Source organism: Rhodococcoides kroppenstedtii, assembly GCF_900111805.1.
Taxonomy (GTDB): Bacteria; Actinomycetota; Actinomycetes; order Mycobacteriales; family Mycobacteriaceae; genus Rhodococcoides; species Rhodococcoides kroppenstedtii.
In genome coordinates, this window is record NZ_FOJN01000010.1 from 67,940 (window position 1) to 91,616 (window position 23,677).

Annotated in this window: 27 protein-coding genes; 19 read left to right on the forward strand and 8 right to left on the reverse strand. The window is 68.8% G+C overall.

Annotated elements, in window-relative coordinates; genetic code table 11:
- The first annotated feature begins 41 nt into the window (after positions 1 to 41).
- Complete coding sequence (locus BMZ18_RS12580) at positions 42 to 449, forward strand: DUF6992 family protein (protein ID WP_074922221.1); 408 nt, start codon at positions 42 to 44, stop codon at positions 447 to 449.
- 126 nt (positions 450 to 575) lie between these two features.
- Here the strand turns inward: BMZ18_RS12580 and BMZ18_RS20070 are convergent, their stop codons facing one another.
- On the reverse strand, positions 576 to 803 hold the full coding sequence (locus tag BMZ18_RS20070) for a hypothetical protein (RefSeq protein WP_244516519.1): 228 nt from the start codon (positions 801 to 803) through the stop codon (positions 576 to 578).
- Between BMZ18_RS20070 and BMZ18_RS12585 the strand changes: the two genes are divergently transcribed.
- Positions 775 to 1,794, forward strand: coding sequence for a glycoside hydrolase family 183 protein (locus tag BMZ18_RS12585; RefSeq protein ID WP_244516520.1), 1,020 nt, complete (start codon positions 775 to 777; stop codon positions 1,792 to 1,794). The two genes, BMZ18_RS20070 and BMZ18_RS12585, sit on opposite strands and share 29 nt — an antisense overlap.
- On the opposite strand, the gene BMZ18_RS12590 is transcribed toward BMZ18_RS12585, so the two are convergent.
- The 4 genes from BMZ18_RS12590 to BMZ18_RS19425 form a co-directional block, all read right to left on the reverse strand.
- Positions 1,795 to 1,977, reverse strand: coding sequence for a hypothetical protein (locus tag BMZ18_RS12590; RefSeq protein WP_068366290.1), 183 nt, complete (start codon positions 1,975 to 1,977; stop codon positions 1,795 to 1,797).
- A 155-nt stretch (positions 1,978 to 2,132) separates the two neighbouring features.
- Complete coding sequence (locus BMZ18_RS19415; protein ID WP_139203957.1) at positions 2,133 to 2,615, reverse strand: hypothetical protein; 483 nt, start codon at positions 2,613 to 2,615, stop codon at positions 2,133 to 2,135.
- 23 nt (positions 2,616 to 2,638) lie between these two features.
- Positions 2,639 to 2,950, reverse strand: a complete 312-nt coding sequence (locus tag BMZ18_RS19420) for a hypothetical protein (protein ID WP_139203958.1) — start codon at positions 2,948 to 2,950, stop codon at positions 2,639 to 2,641.
- Positions 2,951 to 2,974: 24 nt separating this feature from the next.
- The gene (locus tag BMZ18_RS19425; RefSeq protein WP_139203959.1) at positions 2,975 to 3,388 is read right to left on the reverse strand and encodes a DUF3558 domain-containing protein; all 414 of its coding nucleotides are present in this window, start codon (positions 3,386 to 3,388) and stop codon (positions 2,975 to 2,977) included.
- 187 nt (positions 3,389 to 3,575) lie between these two features.
- Between BMZ18_RS19425 and BMZ18_RS12605 the strand changes: the two genes are divergently transcribed.
- Positions 3,576 to 4,961, forward strand: coding sequence for an acyl-CoA dehydrogenase family protein (locus BMZ18_RS12605; protein WP_068365583.1), 1,386 nt, complete (start codon positions 3,576 to 3,578; stop codon positions 4,959 to 4,961).
- A gap of 2 nt (positions 4,962 to 4,963) precedes the next feature.
- Here BMZ18_RS12605 and BMZ18_RS12610 read toward each other — a convergent pair whose 3' ends face one another.
- On the reverse strand, positions 4,964 to 5,962 hold the full coding sequence (locus BMZ18_RS12610; RefSeq protein WP_068365584.1) for an alpha/beta hydrolase: 999 nt from the start codon (positions 5,960 to 5,962) through the stop codon (positions 4,964 to 4,966).
- Between the two features lie 89 nt (positions 5,963 to 6,051).
- Between BMZ18_RS12610 and BMZ18_RS12615 the strand changes: the two genes are divergently transcribed.
- The 10 genes from BMZ18_RS12615 to BMZ18_RS12660 all read left to right on the forward strand — a co-directional run bounded on the left by BMZ18_RS12615 (position 6,052) and on the right by BMZ18_RS12660 (position 15,423).
- Positions 6,052 to 7,281 carry a kynureninase gene (locus BMZ18_RS12615; protein WP_082895190.1) on the forward strand — a complete coding sequence of 410 codons (1,230 nt, stop codon included), beginning with the start codon at positions 6,052 to 6,054 and terminating at the stop codon, positions 7,279 to 7,281.
- A gap of 81 nt (positions 7,282 to 7,362) precedes the next feature.
- Positions 7,363 to 7,992 carry a response regulator transcription factor gene (locus BMZ18_RS12620; protein ID WP_068365585.1) on the forward strand — a complete coding sequence of 210 codons (630 nt, stop codon included), beginning with the start codon at positions 7,363 to 7,365 and terminating at the stop codon, positions 7,990 to 7,992.
- The gene (locus tag BMZ18_RS12625) at positions 7,959 to 9,158 is read left to right on the forward strand and encodes a sensor histidine kinase (RefSeq protein ID WP_068365586.1); all 1,200 of its coding nucleotides are present in this window, start codon (positions 7,959 to 7,961) and stop codon (positions 9,156 to 9,158) included. Before BMZ18_RS12620 ends, BMZ18_RS12625 begins: the two co-directional genes overlap by 34 nt.
- Entirely contained in the window at positions 9,155 to 10,210 is a 1,056-nt protein-coding gene (locus BMZ18_RS12630; RefSeq protein WP_139203960.1) for a DUF8320 family protein, read from the forward strand. The genes BMZ18_RS12625 and BMZ18_RS12630 overlap by 4 nt, the downstream gene beginning before the upstream one ends.
- A gap of 15 nt (positions 10,211 to 10,225) precedes the next feature.
- Positions 10,226 to 11,389 carry a sensor histidine kinase gene (locus BMZ18_RS12635; RefSeq protein WP_082895188.1) on the forward strand — a complete coding sequence of 388 codons (1,164 nt, stop codon included), beginning with the start codon at positions 10,226 to 10,228 and terminating at the stop codon, positions 11,387 to 11,389.
- Positions 11,386 to 12,036 (forward strand): response regulator transcription factor, encoded by a 651-nt coding sequence (locus tag BMZ18_RS12640; protein WP_068365604.1) that lies wholly within the window; start codon positions 11,386 to 11,388, stop codon positions 12,034 to 12,036. The genes BMZ18_RS12635 and BMZ18_RS12640 overlap by 4 nt, the downstream gene beginning before the upstream one ends.
- 84 nt (positions 12,037 to 12,120) lie before the next feature.
- Entirely contained in the window at positions 12,121 to 13,023 is a 903-nt protein-coding gene (locus BMZ18_RS12645) for an ATP-binding cassette domain-containing protein (RefSeq protein WP_068365588.1), read from the forward strand.
- A gap of 8 nt (positions 13,024 to 13,031) precedes the next feature.
- The gene (locus BMZ18_RS12650; RefSeq protein ID WP_068365606.1) at positions 13,032 to 13,796 is read left to right on the forward strand and encodes an ABC transporter permease; all 765 of its coding nucleotides are present in this window, start codon (positions 13,032 to 13,034) and stop codon (positions 13,794 to 13,796) included.
- A 2-nt stretch (positions 13,797 to 13,798) separates the two neighbouring features.
- Positions 13,799 to 14,548: an ABC transporter permease gene (locus tag BMZ18_RS12655; protein ID WP_244516522.1), complete on the forward strand. Its 750-nt coding sequence runs from the start codon at positions 13,799 to 13,801 to the stop codon at positions 14,546 to 14,548.
- Positions 14,549 to 14,565: 17 nt separating this feature from the next.
- Positions 14,566 to 15,423: an SCO6745 family protein gene (locus BMZ18_RS12660; protein ID WP_068365607.1), complete on the forward strand. Its 858-nt coding sequence runs from the start codon at positions 14,566 to 14,568 to the stop codon at positions 15,421 to 15,423.
- 15 nt (positions 15,424 to 15,438) lie between these two features.
- Here the strand turns inward: BMZ18_RS12660 and BMZ18_RS12665 are convergent, their stop codons facing one another.
- A complete protein-coding gene (locus tag BMZ18_RS12665) occupies positions 15,439 to 16,422 on the reverse strand; it encodes a sugar-binding transcriptional regulator (protein ID WP_068365589.1) in 984 nt (327 codons plus the stop codon).
- A 123-nt stretch (positions 16,423 to 16,545) separates the two neighbouring features.
- On the opposite strand from BMZ18_RS12665, the gene BMZ18_RS12670 reads away from it, so the two are divergent.
- The 3 genes from BMZ18_RS12670 to BMZ18_RS12680 are packed head-to-tail and all read left to right on the forward strand — an operon-like array spanning position 16,546 to position 20,643.
- Positions 16,546 to 17,388, forward strand: coding sequence for an MIP/aquaporin family protein (locus BMZ18_RS12670; RefSeq protein ID WP_068365608.1), 843 nt, complete (start codon positions 16,546 to 16,548; stop codon positions 17,386 to 17,388).
- A gap of 40 nt (positions 17,389 to 17,428) precedes the next feature.
- Entirely contained in the window at positions 17,429 to 18,940 is a 1,512-nt protein-coding gene (glpK, locus tag BMZ18_RS12675) for a glycerol kinase GlpK (protein WP_068365590.1), read from the forward strand.
- Positions 18,937 to 20,643 (forward strand): glycerol-3-phosphate dehydrogenase/oxidase, encoded by a 1,707-nt coding sequence (locus tag BMZ18_RS12680; RefSeq protein ID WP_068365591.1) that lies wholly within the window; start codon positions 18,937 to 18,939, stop codon positions 20,641 to 20,643. Before glpK ends, BMZ18_RS12680 begins: the two co-directional genes overlap by 4 nt.
- A gap of 70 nt (positions 20,644 to 20,713) precedes the next feature.
- On the opposite strand, the gene BMZ18_RS12685 is transcribed toward BMZ18_RS12680, so the two are convergent.
- Positions 20,714 to 21,517, reverse strand: a complete 804-nt coding sequence (locus tag BMZ18_RS12685; RefSeq protein ID WP_068365592.1) for a formate/nitrite transporter family protein — start codon at positions 21,515 to 21,517, stop codon at positions 20,714 to 20,716.
- Positions 21,518 to 21,849: 332 nt separating this feature from the next.
- On the opposite strand from BMZ18_RS12685, the gene BMZ18_RS12690 reads away from it, so the two are divergent.
- From BMZ18_RS12690 to BMZ18_RS12700, 3 genes are all read left to right on the forward strand, one after another.
- On the forward strand, positions 21,850 to 22,029 hold the full coding sequence (locus BMZ18_RS12690; protein ID WP_068099725.1) for a hypothetical protein: 180 nt from the start codon (positions 21,850 to 21,852) through the stop codon (positions 22,027 to 22,029).
- Positions 22,026 to 22,418 (forward strand): hypothetical protein, encoded by a 393-nt coding sequence (locus BMZ18_RS12695; RefSeq protein WP_068365593.1) that lies wholly within the window; start codon positions 22,026 to 22,028, stop codon positions 22,416 to 22,418. Before BMZ18_RS12690 ends, BMZ18_RS12695 begins: the two co-directional genes overlap by 4 nt.
- Before the next feature lie 260 nt (positions 22,419 to 22,678).
- Positions 22,679 to 23,677: a substrate-binding domain-containing protein gene (locus BMZ18_RS12700; protein ID WP_068365609.1), complete on the forward strand. Its 999-nt coding sequence runs from the start codon at positions 22,679 to 22,681 to the stop codon at positions 23,675 to 23,677.

A 23,677-nucleotide genomic window follows, 5' to 3' on the forward strand; every position in this document is an offset into this window, starting at 1 on the left:
CGTCGGACCGCCGTGGACCATCCACCCGGCACACTGGTCACATGACCTCCGCCCAGAGCATCGCTGACACACTCGGACGTCGCCTCGCCTGGTGGGGAGGGGGCAGCGTCGTCGGCGGGCTGGCGCTGGCCGCGTCGTCGTCCGAACGCGTGCGGGCATTCGGCCTGCAGAGCGCGGGCTGGGGGGCGATCGACCTGGCCATCGCCGGCATCGGTGCGGCCCGGTCCAAGCCCGTGACCAGCCCGTCTCTGCGCCGCACGCTCTGGATCAACACCGTTCTCGACGTCGGCTATGTCGCGGGCGGTGCCCACATGATGTATCACCGACCGTCCTTCGGTGGACGACTGACCCGCGACCAGTCGTGGGGTCACGGTGCAGCAGTCGTGGTGCAGGGTGCAGCCCTGCTCGTTCTCGACGCCGCCCACGCGCGGCAGCTCGAATCACACTGATGTAGTTCACGTTTCGCGACGGCATTCGGTTGCGCGCCCCCGCCCCCTCGGTAACACTCGTCACATCATTCACTTGAGTAACACCGCGACGGGTGGGGTTATGCGCGCAATCGGTCGATCTGCCGTTCACAGGGCGATCCTGGCTCTGACCATCAGCGGGCTCGGCGTGGCGACGTCGTCCGTTGCTTCCGCCGAGCCCTGCGGTGGCCGCATGGGTCCGGGGTCGTCGATGTTCGGCAGTTCGGGCGGCGGAGGAACCAATCCCCGCGGTCCCCAGGGCCCGTTGGCGCCCATCCGCTCGTCGAACACCCAATCCGTCGGTTGGGTGACGGGCCCCGCCAGCGCGAACAGCACCTATGACCGCTTCGGCATCTCCGGTACCGATCTCGGCATTGCCTGGGACAACGGCGCCGGCCAGGTGCTCTACGCCTTCGGTGACACGTTCGGCAACTGCTCCGTCAGCGGCGGGCAATGGCGCAACAACGTGCTGCTGCGATCCGGTGACACCGCGCTCGGCGACGGCATCTCCATTCCGGACGCCGCGCCGGGCAACACCGCGTCGGGGTCGGTGGTGACCGCCGACGCGCCTCGGTTCGCACGCCAGATCGTCCCGACGCTCGGTCTACCCGAGATCGAGGCGACCACCATTCCGACGGCGGCCATCGCCATCGACGGGGTCCAGTACCTGAACTACATGTCGGTGCAGTCGTGGGGCGCACCCGGCCGGTGGGTCACCAATTTCTCGGCCATCGCCACCTCGCGGGACAACGGTCAGACCTGGACCACCGATCCGCTGACCATCAGGGTCAACAAGGGGGTCACCATCCCCGGCGTTGCACAGGTCAACGAGGCCAACGGCCGATTCCAGATGAATGCGTACGCGAAGGGGAACGACGGCTGGCTCTACCAGTTCGGCACGCCGAACGGCCGATTCGGTGCGGCATTCCTGGCGCGCGTCCGTCCGGCCGACATTCTGGACCTCACCAAGTACGAGTACTCGACGGGGAAGCCGGAGGCGCCCTGGTCGCCACGGGTCGAGGACTCGATCAAGGTGGTCCAGGAGCCCGTGTCGGAGATGAGCGTCGCGTGGAACGAGTACCTGCAGAAGTACGTGATGCTCTACGGGGACGAGACGCAGGGCTCCATCGTGGCTCGAACGGCCACCGAACCGCAGGGGCCGTGGAGTGCGCCGCGCACGTTGCTCGGCCGGGCCGAGACGATCGGCGGGGTGTACGCGCCGTACATCCACCCGAGTTCGTCGGGCCGCGACCTGTACTTCACCGCGTCCCGTTGGTCGGACTACAACGTCATGCTGCTCCGCACGAATCTCGACGCCCTGCGCTGATCACCGGGGTTCGGTCGGACGCAGCGATGCGGCGACGGCCTCGTCGGTCTCGACGTACTGCTCGCCCATCCGGCGGAACGTGTCGGCCAACTTCGTGGCGACCTCGATGTGGCCTTGCATCATCGCCGTGAGCGAGCCCGATGCACCCGACGTGAGATCCGTGTACTTCGCATTCAGCGCCATGCCGGAGGGGAGGGTGCCGAAGCCGGAAATCTCTCCTCGCGATTCGACTTCGGCGTGGGCCTGTTGAACGCCTAGTGCGAATCGCGCGCACGCCTGGGCGCATTGCTCTGCGGCTCCCGGCGACAGTCTTATTTCATTCATGAGGTGCTTCTCTTTCAGAACGGCACAGTCGGGAGGAGAAGGAGAACGATCCGATCGAGGGAGACGCACATATCGTCGGTTGGCTCCCGCCCCGGACCGGCGCGAACCTCGAATTCTGCCGAGCCGTCCCAGGCGTCCAACGCGATTGCGCACGTCGGCAGACCGGCTGGCGAAGAGGCGCGGTAGCGAACCGCGGCGCGATCAACAACGAGCACGCGATCGCCCAGACTCGAACTGGGTACCCTCGCTTCGACGGGCTGAGCGAAGCTGTACGCCGTGAAATCGAAGTTCTGGTGGACGTAAGTACAGAATGCGGCCACCCGGCGGCTGCCTTCAACCCGTTCGCCGGGAATCGCTGCGTTCGGGTCGAGACCGGCCTCGGTGAGTGCCTCAAAAGGAATGCTGCACGGATCCCATAGCTCCGCGACCGGTGTCCCCGCGACGCTTCCGCCGCATCCGCCAATGAGGACCGCGGCGACGCCGGCAACTCCGACCATTCGTGACCGCATGTCCGGCACTATCAACCGACCGTGTCCGACGGCCGCAGCGACGCGGCCACGGCGTCGTCCGTCGCGACGTAGTGCTCACCCATGCGGCGGAAGGTGTCGGCAAGTTTTGTGACGACATCGATGTGGCCCTGCAGCGTCGAGGTGAGTGACCCGGCCCCTCCCGACGTCAGCTCCGTGTACTTCTCGTTCAATGCGATGCCGGAGGGAAGAGTGCCGAAACCGGAAATTCGCCCCTGTGCAGCAACGTCATTGAGAAGTCCTTTTATCTCTGCGCCAAGACGCTCGCACGCCATAGCGCATTGCAGGGCGTCCTCACGCGACACTTTCACATGGTTTGTCATGCGCACCTAACGCGGCAGTTGGGGAAGTAGCGATTTTGCGAGCTCCGTGGCGACCGAACAGGAGTTCTCGCCCGACGGTGCAATGACGTCGGGTCGGGCTTCTAGTTCGACCGACGAGCTACGGGCGTCGAAGCCGATAATGCACGACACCCACGTCGGCGTGATGGACCTGGTGAACCGGATCGCCCTGCGGTCACCGACGCCAATCTCGTCGCGTACTTCCGCGGGGGACGATCGCGATTCCAGCGGTGAACGAAAGCTATACACGGTCAATTCGAAGCTGTCAGTTGCGTAAGAGCAGAAGGACGCGTCGGCAACCCCATCAGCGGGGTTTGTTTCGGAACCAAGAGGCGCCGGATCGATACCGGCGTCGACCAACGCCTCGGTCGAGATGCTGCACGGATCCCACAACTCAGCCACCGGCGTTCCCACGACACCCCCACCGCACCCCGCGACGAGCGCGCACGCCAACCCCACCCCGACGGTCCTCACGACCCGTTGGACGCCCCCGACCCTCGGGCGGTTCCCCCACACCCCATGTGATGTGTGTAACAGACGGTCGCAGGGGGTACCACCCGAGCAAACCGACGTCTCATGGGGGGACACCATGGCTTTCGATCTGACGCTCACGCAGGCCCAGCACGATCTGGTGGCGCGGACGCACGACTTCGCGGAGAACGTGGTCCGCCCGGTCGCGCAGCACTACGACCAGCAGCAGGAGTTTCCGTGGCCGGTCCTGCAAGAGGCGGCACGGGCCGGGTTTTATTCGCCGCTGTTCTACCGCGATCTGATCGGTGATCCGACGGGGCTGTCGCTGCCGGTGTTCATGGAGGAACTCTTCTGGGGTTGCGCCGGAATCGGCCTCGCGGTGGTCATGCCGGCCCTCGCTCTGTCGGCCATCGGCCAGGCGGCCACCCCGGAGCAGATGCTCGAGTGGGCGCCGCAGTGCTTCGGCACGCCCGACGACATCAAGCTCGCTGCCCTCGCCATCTCGGAGCCGGAGGGCGGCAGCGACGTGCGGAACCTGCGCACGACGGCCCGCCAGGACGGCGACGACTGGGTCATCGACGGCCACAAGATGTGGATCGGCAACGGCGGCATCGCCGACGTGCACGTCGTCAACGCCAACGTCGACCCCGAGCTCGGCCACAAGGGTCAGGCGCTGTTCATCGTCCCCGGCGGCACCAAGGGCCTCGAACTGGTCCGGAAGCTGGACAAGCTCGGATGCCGGGCGTCGCACACCGCGGAACTGAAGTTCGACGGCGTCCGGGTTCCCAAGGCCAACCTGCTGGGCGGCTGGGACAAGCTCGAGCACAAGCTCGCCAAGGCACGGGAAGCGGAGAAGACGGGCATCCGCGGCCGGTCGGCCACGCTGGGCGCCCTGGAGCAGACCCGGCCGATGGTCGCGGCGCAGGCCCTGGGTATCGCGCGCGCATCGCTCGAATACGCCACGCAGTACGCCAACGAGCGTGAGGCGTTCGGCTCACCCATCATCGACAACCAGGGCATCGCGTTCCCGCTCGCCGATCTGGCGATGCGTATCGACGCCGCCCGCCTCCTGACCTGGCGAGCAAGCTGGATGGCCGCCAACAAGATTCACTTCGAACGCGGCGAAGGCTCGATGTCCAAGTTGGCCGCGACGGAGGTCGCCGTGGCGGCCACCGAACGCGCGATCCAGACGATGGGCGGATGGGGCTACATCACCGACCATCCCGTGGAGAAGTGGTACCGAGACGCCAAGCTGTACACCATCTTCGAAGGCACCAGCGAGATCCAGCGCGTCGTCATCAGCAACGCCATCGCGCAGAAGGACGGCGACGCCCCGCTGCACGCGGAGATGGATCCCGACGGCGGCCCGCTGAACAAAGCCTTCGGCCGGGGCACCGAGACGCGAACCAAGATGATGAACAAGGCGATGGAGGCGAAGGACAAGGTCCCCGAGCCCGTCCTGCGCGGCGCCATGAAGCTTCTGCAGCCGCCCAGCCGGAAGTAGTTCTACCGCAGCCGATCCTGCACCGATCGGACGACGTCCGCCCACACCTCGGAGCCGGGGTCGACCACCGCGAAGTGCCCACCGGGCCCCTCCACGTGGTCGACCTCGTCCCCGGCGTCGCGGGCGGCGTCGACGTACTCCCGTCCGATGTCGTTCAGGTTCGGATCGTCCTCCGTCGCGCACGCAACGACGGTGGGTACGCCGAGCGGCAGACGCGCGCGTGGCGACGCCGCACTGTCGGCTTCGTCGATGACGTCGGCCGCGCTGTTCCCGAGCAGCCGAGTGCGGGCGACGGCGAGATCGAGGACGCCCGCCAGGCTCACCACCGCGGCGGGCCGGTGGTCGGCTGCCCACCGCAGGGCCAGCTGACCGCCGGCCGAATGACCCAGGGCCACCACCGTGTCGGCGTCGACCACGCCCATCGCCGCCTCGACGTCGGCGGTCGTCGTGGACCACCCGTGCGCGGCGGGGCGGCGGTACTCGATGTTCCAGGTGTCGAAGCCGTGCGCCAGCAGGTCGATCGCGATCGCGTCGAGCGAGTCCAGTTCGAACGCTTCTCGCCAGTACCCGCCGTGCACCAGCGCCGCGGCGGGGGCTCCTGCGCGGCCGCACCGGCGCACCTCCACCCGCTGCTCCCAGTGCTCGCCGTAGCGCACCACCTCGGCCGGGTGGAGTCGGTGATGGAACACCCGGTCGACGGCGTAACGCAGCCCGTCGAGTCCGCGACCGCGGATGTGGGCGAACAGGTTCGGTGCTCGGTCGGGTTCGGCGAGTCCGAAGTCGACCCGCACGACGCACCGACCGTCGCCTCCGAGGTCGACCGCACCGCCCGGTGCCGGGACCACCACCGCGTCACCGGTCGCCGTCGAGACGTCGTCGGTCACCAGGACGTCCCCGGCCACCTCGCGTGCGTCGAGAGCGCGCCGCGCCAGGTCCGTCGCCGTGCGCACGTCGAGAACGGAGTCGGGATGCAGGAGGACGTCGATCCGGGTCACGGTCATGGACCTCACGCTACGTCCTACGCTCGCATCGACCCGGCGACATCACCGGAACCCACAACCACAGCATCGAGGGAGCCCGCGTGGACCACCTGACCCGAGCGGCCGAGCTCGACGCGACCGACCCGCTGCGGCACTACCGCGACCGCTTTTACACCGACTCGCCGGACGCCGTCGTCTCCTATCTCGACGGGAACTCGCTGGGCCGGCCCACCACCGCGAGCATCGCGAACGTCACCCGCTTCCTGACCGACGCATGGGGTGGGCGGCTGATCCGCGGGTGGGACGAGCAGTGGTGGGACCTGCCGATCACGCAGGGCGACACCATCGGTCGGGTCGTGCTCGGCGCGGCCGCGGGGCAGACCGTGGTCGCGGATTCCACCACGGTCCTGCTGTACAAGCTGATCCGAGGCGCCCTGTCCCTCCGCCCGGGGCGCACCGAGATCGTCGTCGACCGCGACAACTTCCCGACGGACCGGTACGTCGTCGAGTCCATCGCGCAGGATCGCGGTCTCGCCGTGCGGTGGATCGACTCCGACCCCCGCGGGGGCGTCGACACCGACCAGCTCGCCGCCGTCGTGACCGACCGGACGGCCGTGGTGGTCCTCAGCCATGTCGCCTACCGCTCGGGCTTCCTGCTCGACGCCGCCGCAGCGGCCCGGACGGCCCACGAGAAGGGTGCGCTCCTGTTGCTCGACCTCTCGCATTCGGTGGGATCGGTGCCGCTCCACCTCGACGACTGGGCCGTCGACCTCGCCACCGGCTGCACCTACAAGTACCTGAACGGCGGGCCCGGCTCCCCGGCCTTCGCCTACGTGCGCCGTGAGCACCTCGACGGGCTCGACCACCCGATCCACGGGTGGGCCGGCCGCGCGGATTCGTTCGCCATGGAGCAGGGCTGGGTCCCCGCGGACGGGATTCGCCGGCTGCTCAGCGGTACGCCGCCGATCACGGCCATGATCGCGATGCAGGACACGCTGCAGATGATCGACGAGGTGGGCATGGACGCAGTCCGCGACAAGTCCGTGGCCCTCACGACCCTGGCGCTCGATCACGCCCACACCGAGTTGACACCGCTCGGCGTCGAGATCGCCTCACCGGAGGACCCGGCTCGACGCGGAGGCCACGTCACCCTCGATCACCCCGGCTTCCGCGACCTCACGCCGCGACTGTGGTCCCGCGGTGTGGTGCCCGACTTCCGGGCACCGCACGGCCTCCGACTCGGACCGAGCCCGCTCAGTACGTCGTTTCGCGAATTGGTGACGGGAATGGATGCGATACGGGACGAGGTGCGCCGTCCTCGGTGCGCGGAAGAAAACTGAACCGACCACTCCGAAATGGACGCTGTCGGGTTAGTCTGACGCTCCGAGTGACCGGGGGGTGGGGTGGCAGCACGTATCGGCATGGTGGACGACCATCAGTTCACCATCGACGGCCTGCAGGTTCGTCTGGCGGACTGCACCGACATCGACCTGGTGGCGCACGCGTCCACGGTCGCGGACCTGTTCGCCGACCCCGCGGCACTGGACCTGGTGGTCCTCGACCTGCGGCTGCGCGACGGCTCCTCGCCCACGGGAAACGTCGAGGCCATCCGCGAGCGTGGTGTGCCGGTCCTCGTGCTCACTTCCGGCGAGGATCCGTATCTCGTTCGGGAGGCCGCGCGGGCGGGCGTGCTCGGCGTAGTCCGCAAGTCGCGTAGTCCGGAAGAGATCGTCGACGCGATCCGGGTGGCGGTGCGCGGTGAGGTCGTGCCGACGACGGACTGGGCGGCGGCCATCGACGGCGATCCCGAGATCGATCTGGTCGATCTGAGCCCGCAACACCGCAAGGTGCTCGAGCTGTACGCCGCGGGCGAGACCGCCACGCGCGTCGCGTCGGACCTGAAGATCTCGCGCGAGACCGTCAACGACTACCTCCGCCGCATCCGCACCAAGTACGCCGACGCCGGCCGTCCGGCCCCCACCAAGTCCGAGCTGTACAAGCGCGCGCTGGAGGACGGGTGGCTGCCCTTCCCACGTCGACGCAAGAAGTGACCGCGGGCGCGGATTCTCGTGCGGCCGATCGCATCCTGCGCATGTTCGGTCGCTTCATCGGCGCGGGCTACGTCTTCTACCTCCTGGTGTCGATGCCGCTGATCGTGCAGACGACGTCCATCACCCGGCCCTGGTGGACGCCCGTCGCGGTGGCGGTGTTCTTCGGGCCGGGTCTCGTCTTGCTCGGCGCCGCATTGGTCGGCTCGCCGCGGTCGATCACCGCGCTGGCCCGCGCGTCCGTGGTGGGGTACCTCGTCGGGTTGGCGACGTGGCCGCTCGGCTGGACGGGTGAGTCGTTCCTGAATGCGGAGCCGGTGTGGTTTTCGTTCTTTCCCGCCCTCGCGGCGCTCGGTGCGGCGATGACGACGACGCCGGTGCGGGTCTTCCTCTACCTCGCGGTGGTGATCGTGGGTGCGCAGTCGATCAACTATCTCGTCCGAGAACCCGCGGACCGGAGTCCACTGCTACCGGATCTGGTGTACGGCTACGGTTTCGGCATCATCTTCGTCGGCGCCGCCGTCATGGCGGCGCGGACGGGCCGACTACTGGATCGCACCCGAGCGTCGTCGTACGCCCAGGCGGCGCGGTCGGCGGCCCTCGACGCCCGCACCGTCGAGCGGCGTCGATTCGACGGACTGATTCACGACGGCGTGATGTCGACCCTCCTCGCCGCGTCCCGGCCCGGCGCCGGAGACGCCGTCGTCCGCCAGGCGAGATCGACACTCGCCGAACTGGACACGTTGCGTGACGACGAGAGGTCGGGGGAGGACTTCACGCCCGACGACGTCCTGGCTCATCTGCGCCTCGCGGCCGGTGGGGTGGACGGTTCCACTCCCGTGATCGTGCGCGGCGACGGGACCACGACGGGTTCGTTCCCCGCCGAGACGGTCCGCACGGTCGGCGCGGCGCTCGCCGAAGCGCTGCGCAACAGCGTCCGCCACGCCGGATCCGCCGACAGATCGGTGGAGGTCGCTCTGGCGGACGACGGTCTGACCGTCGTCGTGCGGGACGACGGCCCGGGATTCGACCCCGAGGGGGTCCCGGCTCATCGACTCGGAGTACGGGTGAGCATCGTCGACCGCATGTCCCGACTGCCCGGCGGGTCGGTCGAGGTGCGGTCGGCGCAGGGTCGCGGCACGCAGGTGACGCTCGGGTGGCGGCGGTGACGTCCGTGCTGGGACCGGGGGAGGTCGACGGCCGGGACGCCGACGTGACCACGCTGCTCGGGATGCGTACGCGAGCCGCGGCGGTCGTGGTGGCGGTCCACCTGATCGGCGTCGCGGCGGCCGCACTGGGCGCGCTACCCGGTATCGATCCGCCGATCGCACCCGTCCTTGCCCTGATCGCGCACTCCGCGTGTGTCGTGGCGCTCGTGCGCGTGCACGGCGACCCGATGCCGTTGCGCTGGACCGTGGCGATCGTGCTGACGGGACCGCTGCTGTGTGCTCTGGTGCTGTGGTCCCTCCCGGTGCCGAGAGACAATCCGCTGCAGACCTGGCCCATCGGAGTCTGTGCCGGCGTGGTCACGTTCCTGTGTGTGCGGGGTCGCGCGTGGTGGGGATGGGCGGAGTACGCCGCAGTCGTCGGCGTCACGGTGGTGTGGGTGTGGCAGACCGGCCAGGGGTTGGCCACCGCCGTTCCGCTCGTCACGCCCGCCGTCGCCTTGATTCTCATGGGCTCGTTCTTCGCGCTGGCCATCCGGAAACCGGTCGCCGACATCTTCCGGCTCCGGGCCGAGACCACCCTGCGTGCCGCCGAGGAAGCGGCCGCGGCGGCGTCGCTGCACGAGCGGGACGTCCAGCTCACCCGTCTCGACGAGCTCGCGCGTCCGCTGCTCACCCGTATCGCCTCGGGGGAGCCGCTGGCCGACGACGAGCGACTCGCCTGCCGACTGCTGGAAAGTCAACTGCGCGACTCGTTCCGAGCACGGGGACTGTCCGACGTCAGCAGCGCCGTGCGCGCCGCACGCAGCCGCGGAGTGGACGTCCTGCTGCTCGACGATCGTGGTCAGCAGGACACCGAGACGGTCGACGACGCGATCGTCGACGCGGTGGTGGCCGCCCTCGAGAACCCGGCGGTGGAGGCCGTGACCGTCCGGCTCCTGCCGCCCGACCGCGATTCCGCGGCGTCGATCCTGGTCGACGGGGTCGACGGTCCGCGACGGGTGGACCTGCCCCATGCGGTCCGCGGTGACGAGACGCCGCGGCCCTCGACCTGAGCTACGGTGACCGCGATGGCCTCCCCGACCTCCTCCCGGATGTCCCCGGTAGTGCATCCTGTCGCTCGCTCCGCAGGCTCCGCTCGAGCGCGCGCACTCGACGTCGCCGTCTCGCTGATCGTTTTCGCCTACAACCTGCCGATCCAGGGCACGGCTTCCCCTGCGGCCCTGCTCGTTCCGGTCGGGTTGTGTCTGGCGTACCTGCTGAGTCGCCCCCGGCCGGTTCTCGCCTTCGTCCTCGTCATGGCGGTGGCGTTCGTGCAGCCGCTCGTCGGGCTCGGCCTGCTCGTGGCCGACGTGATGGTGGTTCTCACGCTCGTCCGGGTGGCGGCCACGCGTCCGTGGACTGTCTCGATCCCCGCGGCGACGGTGGCTGCAGCATGGACTCTGGCGATCACGGTCCCCACGCGTCACACGGATGGTCTGACTCCGGGGGACATCGGATTGTTCGTGGCCATCGTGCTGGTCGCGTGGCTGGTCGGCACCCTGACCCGGACCCGGCGGCTGTACGTCGAGAGCCTGGAGGAGCGCGCGCTGCAGGCCGAGCGTGAGCGCGACACGGGCACGCGCATCGCCGTTCTGGACGAGCGGGCGCGGATCGCCCGCGAGCTGCACGACGTCGTCTCCCACGGTCTGAGCGCCATCGTTCTGTTGTCCGAGGGGGCGGCGTCGATGGCCGAGACGGACCCGGACCGCGCTCGCAACGCGATGCTGTCGGTGCGCGACACCGGCCGCCACGCGATGACGGAGATGCGGTCGATGCTGTCGGTTCTCCGGTCGGAGGACGACGCGACGGATCCGCAGCCGACCCTCGCCGGCCTCGAGAATCTGCTGGAACTGTCGCGAACGGTCGGGGTTCCCGTCACGCTGCGCGTCGAGGGGGCACCTCGCACCCTCACGGTCGGAACGGAACTCGTGATCTACCGTGTGGTCCAGGAAGCGCTGACCAACGTCCGGAAGCACGCCGGGCCCGTCGAGACGGTCGAGGTGTGCATGCGGTGGACCGACGGCGGAGTCGCCGTGTCCGTGACCGACGACGGGTGGGGCGGTGACAGCGCCACCGGCGGACTGGGGGTGATCGGAATGCGTGAGCGCGTCGAGGCGGTGGGCGGCAGTCTGACCGCCGAACCGGCCAACCACGGATTCGTCGTCCACGCGTGGATCCCGGCGCCCGCATGAGCATTCGGGTGGTGCTGGTCGACGATCAGGACCTGGTGCGCACGGGCCTGCGCATGGTGCTCGAGGCCCGCGGCGTCGAGGTGGTCGGCGAGGCCGCGGACGGGCGCGCGGCCCTCGACGTGGTGCGGGAGACGAGTCCCGACGTCGTCGTGATGGACGTGCGGATGCCGGTGATGGACGGGGTGGCGGCCACCCGTGAACTGTGTCGGCAACCGGGCGCACCGAAGGTGTTGATCCTGACCACTTTCGACCTCGACGAGTACGCGTTCGACGCCTTGCGGAGCGGAGCCAGCGGCTTTCTCCTCAAGGACGGCCCGGTCGACGAGTTGGTGGCCGCCCTGGCACACGTGCGAGACGGTGACGCGGTGGTTGCTCCGTCGACGACTCGGCGGTTGGTGGACCACTTCACCCGGGGCGTCCCCTCGCTCGTGACCACCGGGAGTCCGGCCGACCTGACGCCCCGCGAACTCGAGGTGTTGCGGGCGATCGCGTCGGGCTTGTCCAACGCGGAGATCGCCACGGCCCTGGGTGTTTCGGAGGTGACGGTCAAGGCGCACGTCGGCCGCATTCTGGCGAAACTCGGCCTCCGGGACCGCACGCAGGCGGTCATCGTGGCGTACGAGAACGGTCTGATGGACCGGTCCTGACGCCCTGCCTCCTCCTCAGGTATACCCCCGAAGTTCCGTCCTCGGGCCGACGATCTCGGCGCCGCTTCCGAGCAGAGTGGCGGCATGGACATCGTCAGCACACAAGCACTCGGCAAACGGTACGGCTCCACGACCGTGGTCGACGACCTGCACCTGCGGATTCCCGAGGGCTGCGTTTACGGGTTCCTCGGGCCCAACGGGTCGGGCAAGTCGACGACCATGAAGATGCTGCTGTCCCTGATCGCCCCGACCAGCGGTCGCATCGAGCTGTTCGGGCGCCCGATGACGCGGGAAACCTGTCGCGACCTGCTCGCCGGCGTGGGGTCGCTCATCGAGGCGCCGCCCGGCTACGGCCATCTCACGGGGGCGGAGAACCTTCGGATCGTGCAGCGCAGTCTGGGTCTGCGGAACGATCAGGTCGAGCGCGCCGTGCGCACCGTGCGCCTGCAGGACCAGATGGACAAGACGGTGCGGCACTACTCCCTGGGGATGAAGCAGCGTCTCGGCATCGCCATGGCGCTGGCCCGCGAACCCCGACTGCTCATCCTCGACGAGCCCACCAACGGTCTCGACCCCGCCGGGATCGAGGAGATCCGCGGACTGCTCCGACACCTGGCGTCGACCGGCGTGACCGTGATGGTCTCGAGTCATCTGCTGGGCGAGATCGACAGGATCGCCGACGTGCTCGGGATCCTCAACGGTGGTCGGATGATCTTCCAGGGCTCACGCGCGGACCTCACCCGCTCCGCGAGCCCCGACGTCCTGATCGACACGTTGGACCCGTCGCGGGTCGAACCCGTTCTGCGGAGCGACCTCTCGGCTCGCCTGGACGGCCACACCGTGCGGCTGTCGGGGATCGACGATCGCACGACGGCGCGGGTGGTGGAAGACCTCGCCGGCGCCGGTGCCGGCGTGGTCGGCGTCCGGCGCGACGAGCAGTCCCTCGAGGACGTGTTCATGTCCCTCACGAGCGGAGGTCGACCGTGACCCGCGCCATGCCTTCCGTACGCCTCTCACCGGGCCGTGCGACTGTGTTGCGCAACGAGATCGCGAAGTGCCGTCATCTCCGGCTCGGACTCGTGACCGCCCTGCTCGCCGTCGGCATCGTGGGGCTCACCCTCGTCGGCACGCTCGCGGGAGCGTCCCCCGACGGCGGCCTCACGGCCGCCCTGCCGCTGGCGGGATTGTCGCTCGCCGTTCCCGTCGCGTCACCGGTGGTTCTGGCGATCCTCGCCAGCCGTGCCGTCGACATCGAGCACCAGGGTGGAGGGTGGCTGCTGAACCGCACCACGGGAGTCGCACCGGGCCGGCTCTGCCGAGCCAAGCTGGGGGTGCTCGCTGCGGCGGTCGCCGTCGGCACCGGCGGGGCGTCCGTCCTCGTGGCGGTCCTGACCCGAGTGGTGGGGGCGACGGGCCACGTCCCGGTGTCCCTCTGGCTCGGCCACACCGTGGCCGCGATCGTGGTCTCGCTGGTGGTCCTGGCCGTGCAGGTGCTGATCTCGGCCCGCGTCGACAATCAGCTGATCCCGCTGGGGGTGGGCATCGTCGGCACGGTGGTCGCGATCGCGGCGTCCGCGTTTCCCTCCTGGGCAGCACATCTGACGCCGTGGGGGTATTGGTCGCTGATCGCCGCGGCCGACTACGCGGGCGAATCGGTGGTGATCCTGCAGCCGTCCTACGTCAGCGTCGTCGCGCTGGCACTGCTGGCCATCGCCGGCGTCGTCGTGGCGACCCGGCGACTCGATCGACAGGAGGTCTGAGCATGCTGTCCGCAGAAGTACTCAAGCTGAAGCGTTCTCAGGTGTGGGCCGTCGTGGTGGTCCTTCCCCTCGTCGTGTCGGCACTGGGGGTGATCAACACTGCAGCATCCGGCACCGGACTGGCCGAGGGATGGGACACGCTGTGGCTGCGTACCGCCGTGTTCTTCGGTCTGTTCCCGCTGTCCCTCGGTGTCGCCGTCCTGGCGTCGCTCGTCTGGCGGCCGGAGCATCGTGGCGGCAACTGGACCGCGTTGATGTCCGGACCGGTGTCCTCGGCGCGAATAGTGGTGGCCAAGACGGTCGTGGTCGCCGGACTCGGAATCGCCATGCCGGCCGTACAACTCGTCGCCGTGTGGGTGCTCGGTACGGCGTTCTTCGGTCTGGACGGCGCCCTCCCTCCGCGGTACCTCGCGGTGGCCGCGGTGACGGCCGCGGCGGTGATTCCCCTGGCCGCGCTGCAGTCACTGCTGTCGATGGTCATGCGCTCGTTCGCGGCGCCCATCGGGGTCGCGCTGGTCGGCGCGGGAGTAGCCGTGGTGTTGTTGACGGCGAAGGTGCACGCGGCCATCGCCGTCCTGCCCTACGCGCTGGTCACGCGGGCCAGCCACCTCGCCTCGGGCGCGTTCGGCGATTCCGGCGCACTCACCCCCGGCTCTGTCGTCGAGGTGCTCACGGCGACGGTGGTGCTGGGCGCCGCCGTCGTGGCGGTGGCGATCCGTGTTCTCGATCATCGAGACGTCGTCACGCCGTGACCGCTACCGTCGGACCCATGACGTCCGCCCTCGCCCGCCTGGCCTACTCGACGCTCGAGCCGTATCACGTGGCGGCGTACTTCAATCCGGATCTGCCGAACGCGTACTCCGACACCGGGCTGGACGGGCACGCGTTCTACGTGGGTGCCCGCGGTGCTCCGCTGGGACCGTGCGTGCCGGCCGTGGTGTCGTCGACGTTCTACAACTTCTCGCCCGCGCTGATCGCCGCGGCGTGGCCGGCGGCGGTCGAGGCCGGGCTGGAGCGAGTGTCGGATCGCCGCTGGGCCGCGTTGGACACCGTGCTGGCGGACGCGTTGGGGGAGCGGGCCGGGGATCCGCACCTCGCCGAGCTGGCCCGACGACTCCACGAGATCGGTGACCGAGCGGACTTCGCCGGCCGGCCACTCTCCGCCGCCTGGCACGCCGCGAGTCACCCTAATGCCCCGCACCTCGCGCTGTGGCACGCCATCGCGGTCCTGCGGGAATGGCGTGGCGACGGCCACCTGGCCGCGCTGGTCGACGCGGAATTGGATCCCACCGAAGCCGTGGTGTTCCACGAGGCGCAGCATCCGGATCCGGCGGGGCGTCGGACGCTCGGGCGCCGCATCACGCAGATCACGCGCGGGTGGTCCGACGAACAGTGGGGCGCCGCGATCGAGCGACTGCGGACGCGCGGGCTCCTCGAGCCCGACGCGGAGGCGTTGTCCGAGGGCGGCGTCGAGCTGGATCGCCGTATCGAGGAGCGCACCGATCGCCTCGCCGCGTCGATCTGGCGCGACGTGCCGGACGCCGAGGACCTGCTGACGTCGGCCCGCCCCTACGTCAAGGCCGTCATCGCGGCGGGGTTCCTGCCGGGGACGAAGAAGAAGTCCTGACCGGATCGGATCAAGTCATGTCGACCGTGCGAGAAGGGTTGCGGCGCTGAGGTCGTCGATCACGAGGTCGGTGATCAGCCCGCCGGTGAGAGCGGCGTGCAGGGCGCGGAGTTTGTCCTCGCCGGCCACGACGCACAGGCGCCGCGGCACGCTCTTCAGGGCGTCGAGCGTCGGCCCGCTCGCCCGGTCGTTGAGCGTGATGCGGTCGTAGCTTCCGTCCGACCGGAAGAACACGGTGGCGATATCGCCCACCACGCCGTCCCGGTCCAGTTCGGCCAGGTCCGACTTCTCGAGGTACCCGGCGCTGTAGACGTGGCTCGGCACTGCACCTCCGTGCACGCCGATGCCGAACAGCGCCAGGTCCATCCGATCCCGCAGATCCAGGACGCGGCGGATCGATCGCTCCCGCCACAGCAGCCGCCGCGTCTCGGGATAGTCGAACAGCGCGGGGACCGGAAATCCCTGGGCCACAGCGCCGTACGCGTCCCCGATGGTGCGGACGATGTCCGTCGCGTAGGAGACTCCGGTGGTGCGGGTGTTCGCCGCGCCGTTCAGCTGGACCACGTGCGTATTGTGCGTGCGTTTCGGGGCGACGTGCCGGCTCACGGCGCTGACCGTCGTGCCCCACGCGATGCCGACCACCATGTCCGAGGTGACGAAGGTGGTGAGCAGGCGGCCGGCGAACATCGCGACGCGATCGAGTCGGTCGACGTCGCTCACCGCTTCCGGCACCGGAACCACATGGGCCCGCACTCCGTACCGGTCGGCGAAGGCACGCTCGAGACTCGGCCCTTGGCCGAGAGCCGTGCTGATCCTGATCTCCACCAGGCCCGAGTCGCGCGCAAAGGTGATCAGACGCGAGACCGTCGACCGGGAAACGCCCAGTTCACGGCCGATCGCAGCCATCGTCAAATCCTGGAAGTAGTAGAGCCGGGCGGCCCGGACGGCGTCGGACGCGCGCGGGTCGGTCGCCGGAGACGGCACGAAATCGGAGGCCACGGGCGTCGAGAGTAGTCCGTTTTGCACATATGTGCAGACGTTGTGTGCCGACGTGCATCTGGATCTAGTCTGACGACACCGAGCGTTTCTATGGCGCGCATCACAAATGTGGAGGACGAGGCGATGACGGAAAAGCGGGCCCGATGGGGTCTGGGTGCGGAGATGGCGGCCGAGTTCGCCGGAACGATGATTCTCATTCTGTTCGGTGTGGGCGTCGTCGCCCAGGTCGTCTCGGGCGGTGAGGAGGGCAGCCTCGGCGACCACGACTCGATCGCGTGGGCCTGGGGTCTCGGCGTCATGTTCGGCGTCTACGTCGCCGGTCGCGCGACGGGCGCGCACCTCAACCCCGCCGTGACGGTGTCGTTCGCCCTGTTCCGCGACTTCTCGTGGGCGAAGGTCGGACCGTACGTCGCCGCGCAGATGCTCGGCGCCTTCGTCGCAGCGCTGATCGTGCGCTGGAACTACAACGACATGATCACCGCGATCGACCCCGAGCACACCACGGCGACGCAGACCATCTTCTCCACGTTGCCCGGCAACGGAACGCTTCCGGTGAGCCTGCAGTCCGCGCTGATCGACCAGATCATCGGCACCGCGATCCTGTTGTTCCTCATCGTCGCCGTCACCGACAAGCGCAACAGCCCACCGATGGCCAACATCGCCCCGTTCGTGATCGGCCTGATCGTCGTCGCCATCGGCTTCGCCTGGGGCACCAACGCCGGGTACGCGATCAATCCGGCCCGCGATCTCGGACCCCGCCTCGCGTCGTACATCACGGGATACGGTGGGGCATGGCGCGATCAGTACGGCAGCCTCTACTTCTGGGTCCCCATCGTGGGACCGCTGATCGGCGGGCCCATCGGGGTGTTCCTCTACGACCGTCTGGTCGGCAAGCACCTTCCGCCCGCCGACGACGAGGGCGCCCTCGAGCCCGGACGGCTCCCCGAGAACGAGAAGACCGCATGACCACCGTTCACCCCGCCACCCTCGCCGAAATGGAGAACCGATGACCGAGCAGCGCTACGTCGCCGCGATCGACCAGGGCACCACGTCGACCCGGTGCATGATCTTCGACCACGCGGGCACCGTCGTGTCCGTCGACCAGAAGGAGCACCGGCAGATCTTCCCGCAGGCCGGATGGGTGGAGCACGACGCCGTCGAGATCTGGGAAAACGTCCGCACCGTCACCGCCGGCGCGCTCGCGAAGGCCGACCTGACGCCGTCGGACATCGTGTCCGTGGGCATCACCAACCAGCGCGAGACCGCGCTCGTGTGGGACCGAAAGACCGGCGAGCCCGTGTACAACGCCATCGTCTGGCAGGACACGCGCACCGACCGCATCGTCACCAAGCTCGGCGGCGGCGACGCCACCAAATACACCGCCACCACCGGCTTGCCCCTGGCCACCTACTTCTCGGGGCCCAAGGTCATGTGGATCCTCGAGAACGTCGACGGTGCGCGGGAGCGCGCCGAGGCGGGCGACCTCTGTTTCGGCACCATGGACACCTGGGTGCTGTGGAACATGACGGGCGGCACCGACGGCGGCCTGCACTACACCGATCCCACCAACGCCTCGCGCACGTTGCTCATGGATCTCGATTCCCTCACCTGGGACGAGGGAATCTGCGCCGACATGGGTATCCCCATGTCGATGCTGCCCGAGATCAAGAGCTCCTCCGAGGTGTACGGCAAGGTGCGCGAGCGCGGTTCCCTGCGCGGCGTACCCATCGCCGGCATCCTCGGCGATCAGCAGGCCGCCACCTTCGGGCAGGCGTGCCTGTCGCCCGGTGAGGCCAAGAACACCTACGGCACAGGCAATTTCGTGCTGCTGAACACCGGCACCGACAAGGTGATGAGCAAGAACGGTCTGCTCACCACCGTCTGCTACAAGATCGGCGACCAGCCCACGGTCTACGCGCTCGAAGGATCGATCGCGGTCACCGGTTCGCTGGTGCAGTGGTTGCGCGACAACCTCGGCATGATCGCCACCGCCGCCGACATCGAGAACGACGCGAAGTCGGTCGACGACAACGGCGGCGCCTACTTCGTGCCCGCGTTCTCCGGTCTCTTCGCGCCGCACTGGCGGTCCGACGCGCGCGGCGCCATCGTCGGTCTGACGCGGTTCGTCAACAAGGGCCATCTGGCGCGAGCTGTGTTGGAAGCCACTGCGTATCAGTCGCGCGAGGTCATCGAGGCCATGAACGCCGACTCCGGCGTCGACCTCGAAGTGCTCAAGGTCGACGGCGGTATGGTGGTGAACGAGCTTCTGATGCAGTTCCAGTCGGACATTCTGGGTGTCGACGTGGTGCGGCCCGTGGTCGCCGAGACCACCGCACTGGGCGCCGCCTACGCCGCCGGACTCGCCGTGGACTTCTGGGCGAGCGAGGACGAGATCCGCGAGAACTGGGCCGAGGACAAGACATGGACACCGTCCATGGACGACGCGGAGCGAGAGAAGCTCTTCGCCGGGTGGAAGAAAGCCGTGACGAGAACACTCGATTGGGTCGATGACGAATGACAACCACCAGCACAGCACTGAGTCCCGACGCGCGCCGTGAGGCGTTGCGCCGCCTCGCCTCCGAGGAGATGGACGTCCTGGTCATCGGCGGCGGTGTCGTCGGTACCGGGGCGGCGCTCGACGCCGTCACCCGCGGCCTGAAGGTCGGTCTCGTCGAGGCGCGGGACTACGCCGCGGGCACGTCGAGCCGATCGTCCAAGCTCTTCCACGGCGGCCTGCGCTACCTCGAGCAGTTCAACTTCTCGTTGGTGTTCGAGGCGCTCAAGGAGCGGTCGCTCGTCCTCAACGATCTGTGTCCGCACCTCGCGCGCCCGGTGCCGTTCCTCTACCCGCTGCTCAAGCTGATCGACCGGCCGTACGCGGGGCTCGGCATAGGGGTGTACGACGTCATGGGGGCCGGTCGCGGCGTGCCGTCGCACCATCGCCACCTGGGCAAGAAGAAGACGCTCGAGGCCTTCCCCTCCGGGAAGCGCTCTGCGCTTCGCGGCGCCATCAAGTTCTACGAGGGCCAGGTCGACGACGCCCGGCACACCATGATGATCGCGCGAACCGCCGCGGCGTACGGGGCGTTGTGCGTCAACAGCACTCGCGTCACCGGATTCCTGCGCGACGGTGACCGGGTGATCGGCGTCGTCGCGACGGACCTCGAGACGGGGGAGTCGTTCGAGATCGCGGCCAAGCATGTCATCAACGCGGCCGGGGTGTGGACCGACGAGATCCAGGAGATGCTCGGTGGCCGTGGGCAATTCCAGGTGCGCGCCTCCAAGGGTGTCCACCTGGTCGTGCCGCGCAACCGGATCAACGCGGCGGCGGGCATCATCACCCGGACGTCGAAGTCGCTGCTGTTCGTGATTCCGTGGGGGAGCCACTGGATCATCGGCACCACCGACACCGACTGGAAGCTCGATCTCGCGCATCCCGCGGCGAGCAAGAGCGACATCGACTACATCCTCACCGAGGTCAACCGGCTCCTGCAGGATCCGCTGGACCACGAGGACGTCGTCGGCGTCTACGCCGGACTGCGCCCGTTGCTCTACGGCGAGTCGGATTCCACCAGCACCCTCTCGCGCGAGCACGCGGTTTCCAGCCCGGTCCGCGGCCTCACGGTCATCGCGGGCGGCAAGTACACCACCTACCGCGTGATGGCCAAGGACGCCGTGGATTCCGCTGTGCACGGTCTCGAGCGCCGGGTTCCCGAGTGCGTCACCGAGAAGATCCCGCTGCTCGGTGCGGAGGGGTACTACGGCCTGTGGAACTCCCGCGAGCTCGCCGCGCAGCGCGCCGGGATGCGGGTGGGGCGGATGGAGCACCTGCTCGGGCGCTACGGATCCCTGGTCCACGAGGTGCTGGCGTTGATCGACGAGCGGCCCGAGCTCGGGCAGCCCCTGGAGACGGCGCCGGCGTACCTCAAGGCCGAGGCGGTCTACGCCGCCAGCCACGAGGGCGCGCAGCATCTCGACGACATCCTCACCCGTCGTATTCGCGTGTCCATCGAGCTCGACGATCGTGGTGAGGCCGCGGCGTCCGAGGTCGCCGCGCTGGTCGCCCCCATCCTCGGCTGGGACGAGCAGCACGTGGCCGACGAGATCGAGCATTACCGCAAGCGCGTTGCGGCAGAACGGGAATCGCAGATGCAGCCGGACGACGAGACCGCGGACGCCGCGCGGCTCGGTGCGCCGGACGTGCGGGTGCCCGTGGCCTGATCGCTCTCGCGCCGTGCGCCTTTTGCACATCCCTGGATGTGCAAAAGGCGCACGACGAGCGCAGCTCGGCTCACGAGTGCCGCTCCTCCTTCACCAGTTCCTTCGTGCGCACGAGGCGGAGAACGGTCACCAGCATCACGCCACCGACGATGTTGAAGCCGACCGTGTACCCGAACCACTCGATCCACTGCACGTAGTCGACCTCCGCACCGGCATGGATGGCGCCGAAGATCAGCAGCGAGTCCAGGATCGAGTGGAACAGCTGCAGCCCGGCGAGCAGGAATCCGGCAGCCATGGCCGCGATGATGCGGGCGACGTCCGACGAGGTTCCCTGTTGCATCCTGGTCAGCAGCGTCATGGTGCTGCCGCCGAGGATCGCCAGGCAGATCGACTGCGTGTTCAGCGGCGCGTCGACGAAGTGGTGCGCGGACTCGGACAGGACGGTCTGCCACTGCGGAAACGCCTGCGCGACAAGCCACATGACGCCCCAGCCGCCGACGAGGTTGGCCAGCAGTGTGCCGATCCACAGCTTGGCGAGTTGGGCGGGCGTGCCGTCGCGGGAGACCACGGCGGCGACCGGCATGAGGAAGTCCTCGGTGAACAGCTCGCTGTGCGCGAGGTAGATCGCGACGAGTCCGATGCCGAACGCCAGTCCGGCGAGCAGGTGACTCCCCGTCTCGTCCAGGACGGCGAGATAGGCCATCACGCCCAGGGCCACTTCGAGGCCACCGAACAGGCCGGTCACTATTACCGCCCGCACGGTGCGGTGCAGGCGCTCTGCCCCCTCGGTCACGACGGCGTCGAAGCTCGACTCCAATTCTTCCTCGACGGGTCCGTCGTTGTCGCCGTCGTTGCGGCGCGCTTCCTCGCTCATCGCTCGGTGTACCCCGCGAGGGGGACGGCTACCGCCGCACCCCATGCCTCACCGCACACAGGTCGGCCGGATCGGCGGGATCCCGCCCGTTCCGTCGTCCTGTGTGCGGCCACGCAGCATCACCTTGTGGAGTCCTCATGAGGGCGGGGCAGCGAGGCGGCCCACCTCCATGCCTCACCGCACACAACTCGCCCGGATCGACGGGATCCCACCAGTTCCGTCGTCGTGTGTGCAGCCACGCAGCACCACCCCGTGGAGTCGTGGAACCGATCCGACCCGCGCCCGCGTCCAATCCCCGAGCAACCGCACCACCGCACGAGGAGGAAACGCCGATGTCCGACGGCACGACCAGCGATCGCAGCGAGTACGTGGAGCCGCACATCCAGGAGCGGAACGTGCTTCCCGACGGCACCACCATCCAGCTTCGGACCGCCAGCAAGCGCGGCGGGCCCGTCATCGACATCGCGCCCGGTGACGGCGGCCGTATGATCCGAGTGGCGACCGCACGATGAACGTGGAACTCGAGACCGAGCTGCTCGCCGACATGGAGGACGACTGGATGTCCTTCTGGGGGTTCCACACCATCGTCTCCTCCCTGACCCCCGAGCCGGTGTCCCCGGAGGACACCGCCCGTGTGATCGAGACCCTGCTCCGGAGGGGACTCATCACCCTGGGTCAGCTGGCGTGGAACGACGTGGGACGAGAGGTGTGGGACGTGCCCCCGGGTGTGGCCATGGAGCGGATCCGGTACGGCCACAACGGTAAACACGGATACGCGTCCGCGCCGAGCTGGGAGCACCTCATGACCACCGAGGTCATGCGCGCGGACCTCACCCCGCTGGGCGAGGAGCGTCTGACGGAACTGGCCTCGAGTGAGCGGCCGGTGAATCCGGTGCAGTAGACGGCGTACAGCACCGCCTGCTGCACCGGATCCCGGCGGGGGCGTGGGGCCCACCACCCCATGCCTCACCGCACACAACTCGCCCGAACCGCCGGGAACCCACCCATCGACGTGTCCTGTGCGCAACCAGGCCGCCACGCCCACGGAAACTCGAATCGGACAACTTCGCGCAAACGCTTACGCAAACGCTTGCGCCCGTCTTACGCTCCCCCGGTCACGCGATGCGGTCGGCGTCGCGCCCGTCGGACAAGGGAGTCCACATGTTCGAAACTCGCAGCAGGACCACGCTCACCGTCGGCGCGGTTCTCATGGCCGGTTCGTTGGCGCTCGGCCTCACGGCCTGCAGCAGCTCCGACTCGGACAGCGTCAAGGTCGGTCTGATCACCAAAACCGATTCCAACCCGTACTTCGTGAAGCTGCGCGAGGCCGCCCAGGCGCAGGCCGACAAGGACGGCGCCGAGCTCATCGCCCTCGCCGGCGCGTTCGACGGCGACAACGAGGGCCAGGTTTCCGCGATCGAGAACATGGTCGGCCAGGGTGTGAAGGGCATTCTCATCACGCCGAACTCGTCCACCGGCGTGCTCGACGCCATCCAGAACGCCCGCGATGCCGGTGTCGTCGTCATCGCGCTCGACACCGCGACCGACCCCGAGGACGCGGTCGACGCCACGTTCGCCACCGACAACCGCGCGGCCGGCGTCAGCCAGGGTCAGTGGGTCAAGGCGGCCCTGGGCAGCACCGCTCCGCAGCTGGTCATGCTCGACGGCACCGCCGGCGGCACCGTGGACTCCTTCCGCCACGAGGGCTTCCTCGAGGGCATGGGCCTCGCCGAGGGTGCGCCGCAGATCGTCGGCCAGGAGAACACCAACGGTGATCAGACCAAGGCGCAGACCGCCATGGAGAACCTCATTCAGCGCGCACCGCAGACCAACGCGCTCTACACGATCAACGAGCCCGCCGCGGCCGGTGCCTACCAGGCCATTCAGGCCGCCGGGAAGGCCGACCAGGTCACCATCGGCTCCATCGACGGCAGCTGCACCGGCGTCGCCGACGTCAAGGCCGGCAAGATCGGCGCCACCGTCATGCAGTTCCCGGCCAAGATGGCCGAGCAGGGCGTGCAGGCCGTCGTGAAGTTCGCGCAGGACGGCACCAAGCCGAGCGGTTTCAACGACACCGGCTCGGTCCTCATCACCGACAAGCCCGTCGCCGGCCTCGAGTCCCAGGACACCACCTGGGGCGCCGAGAACTGCTGGGGCTGA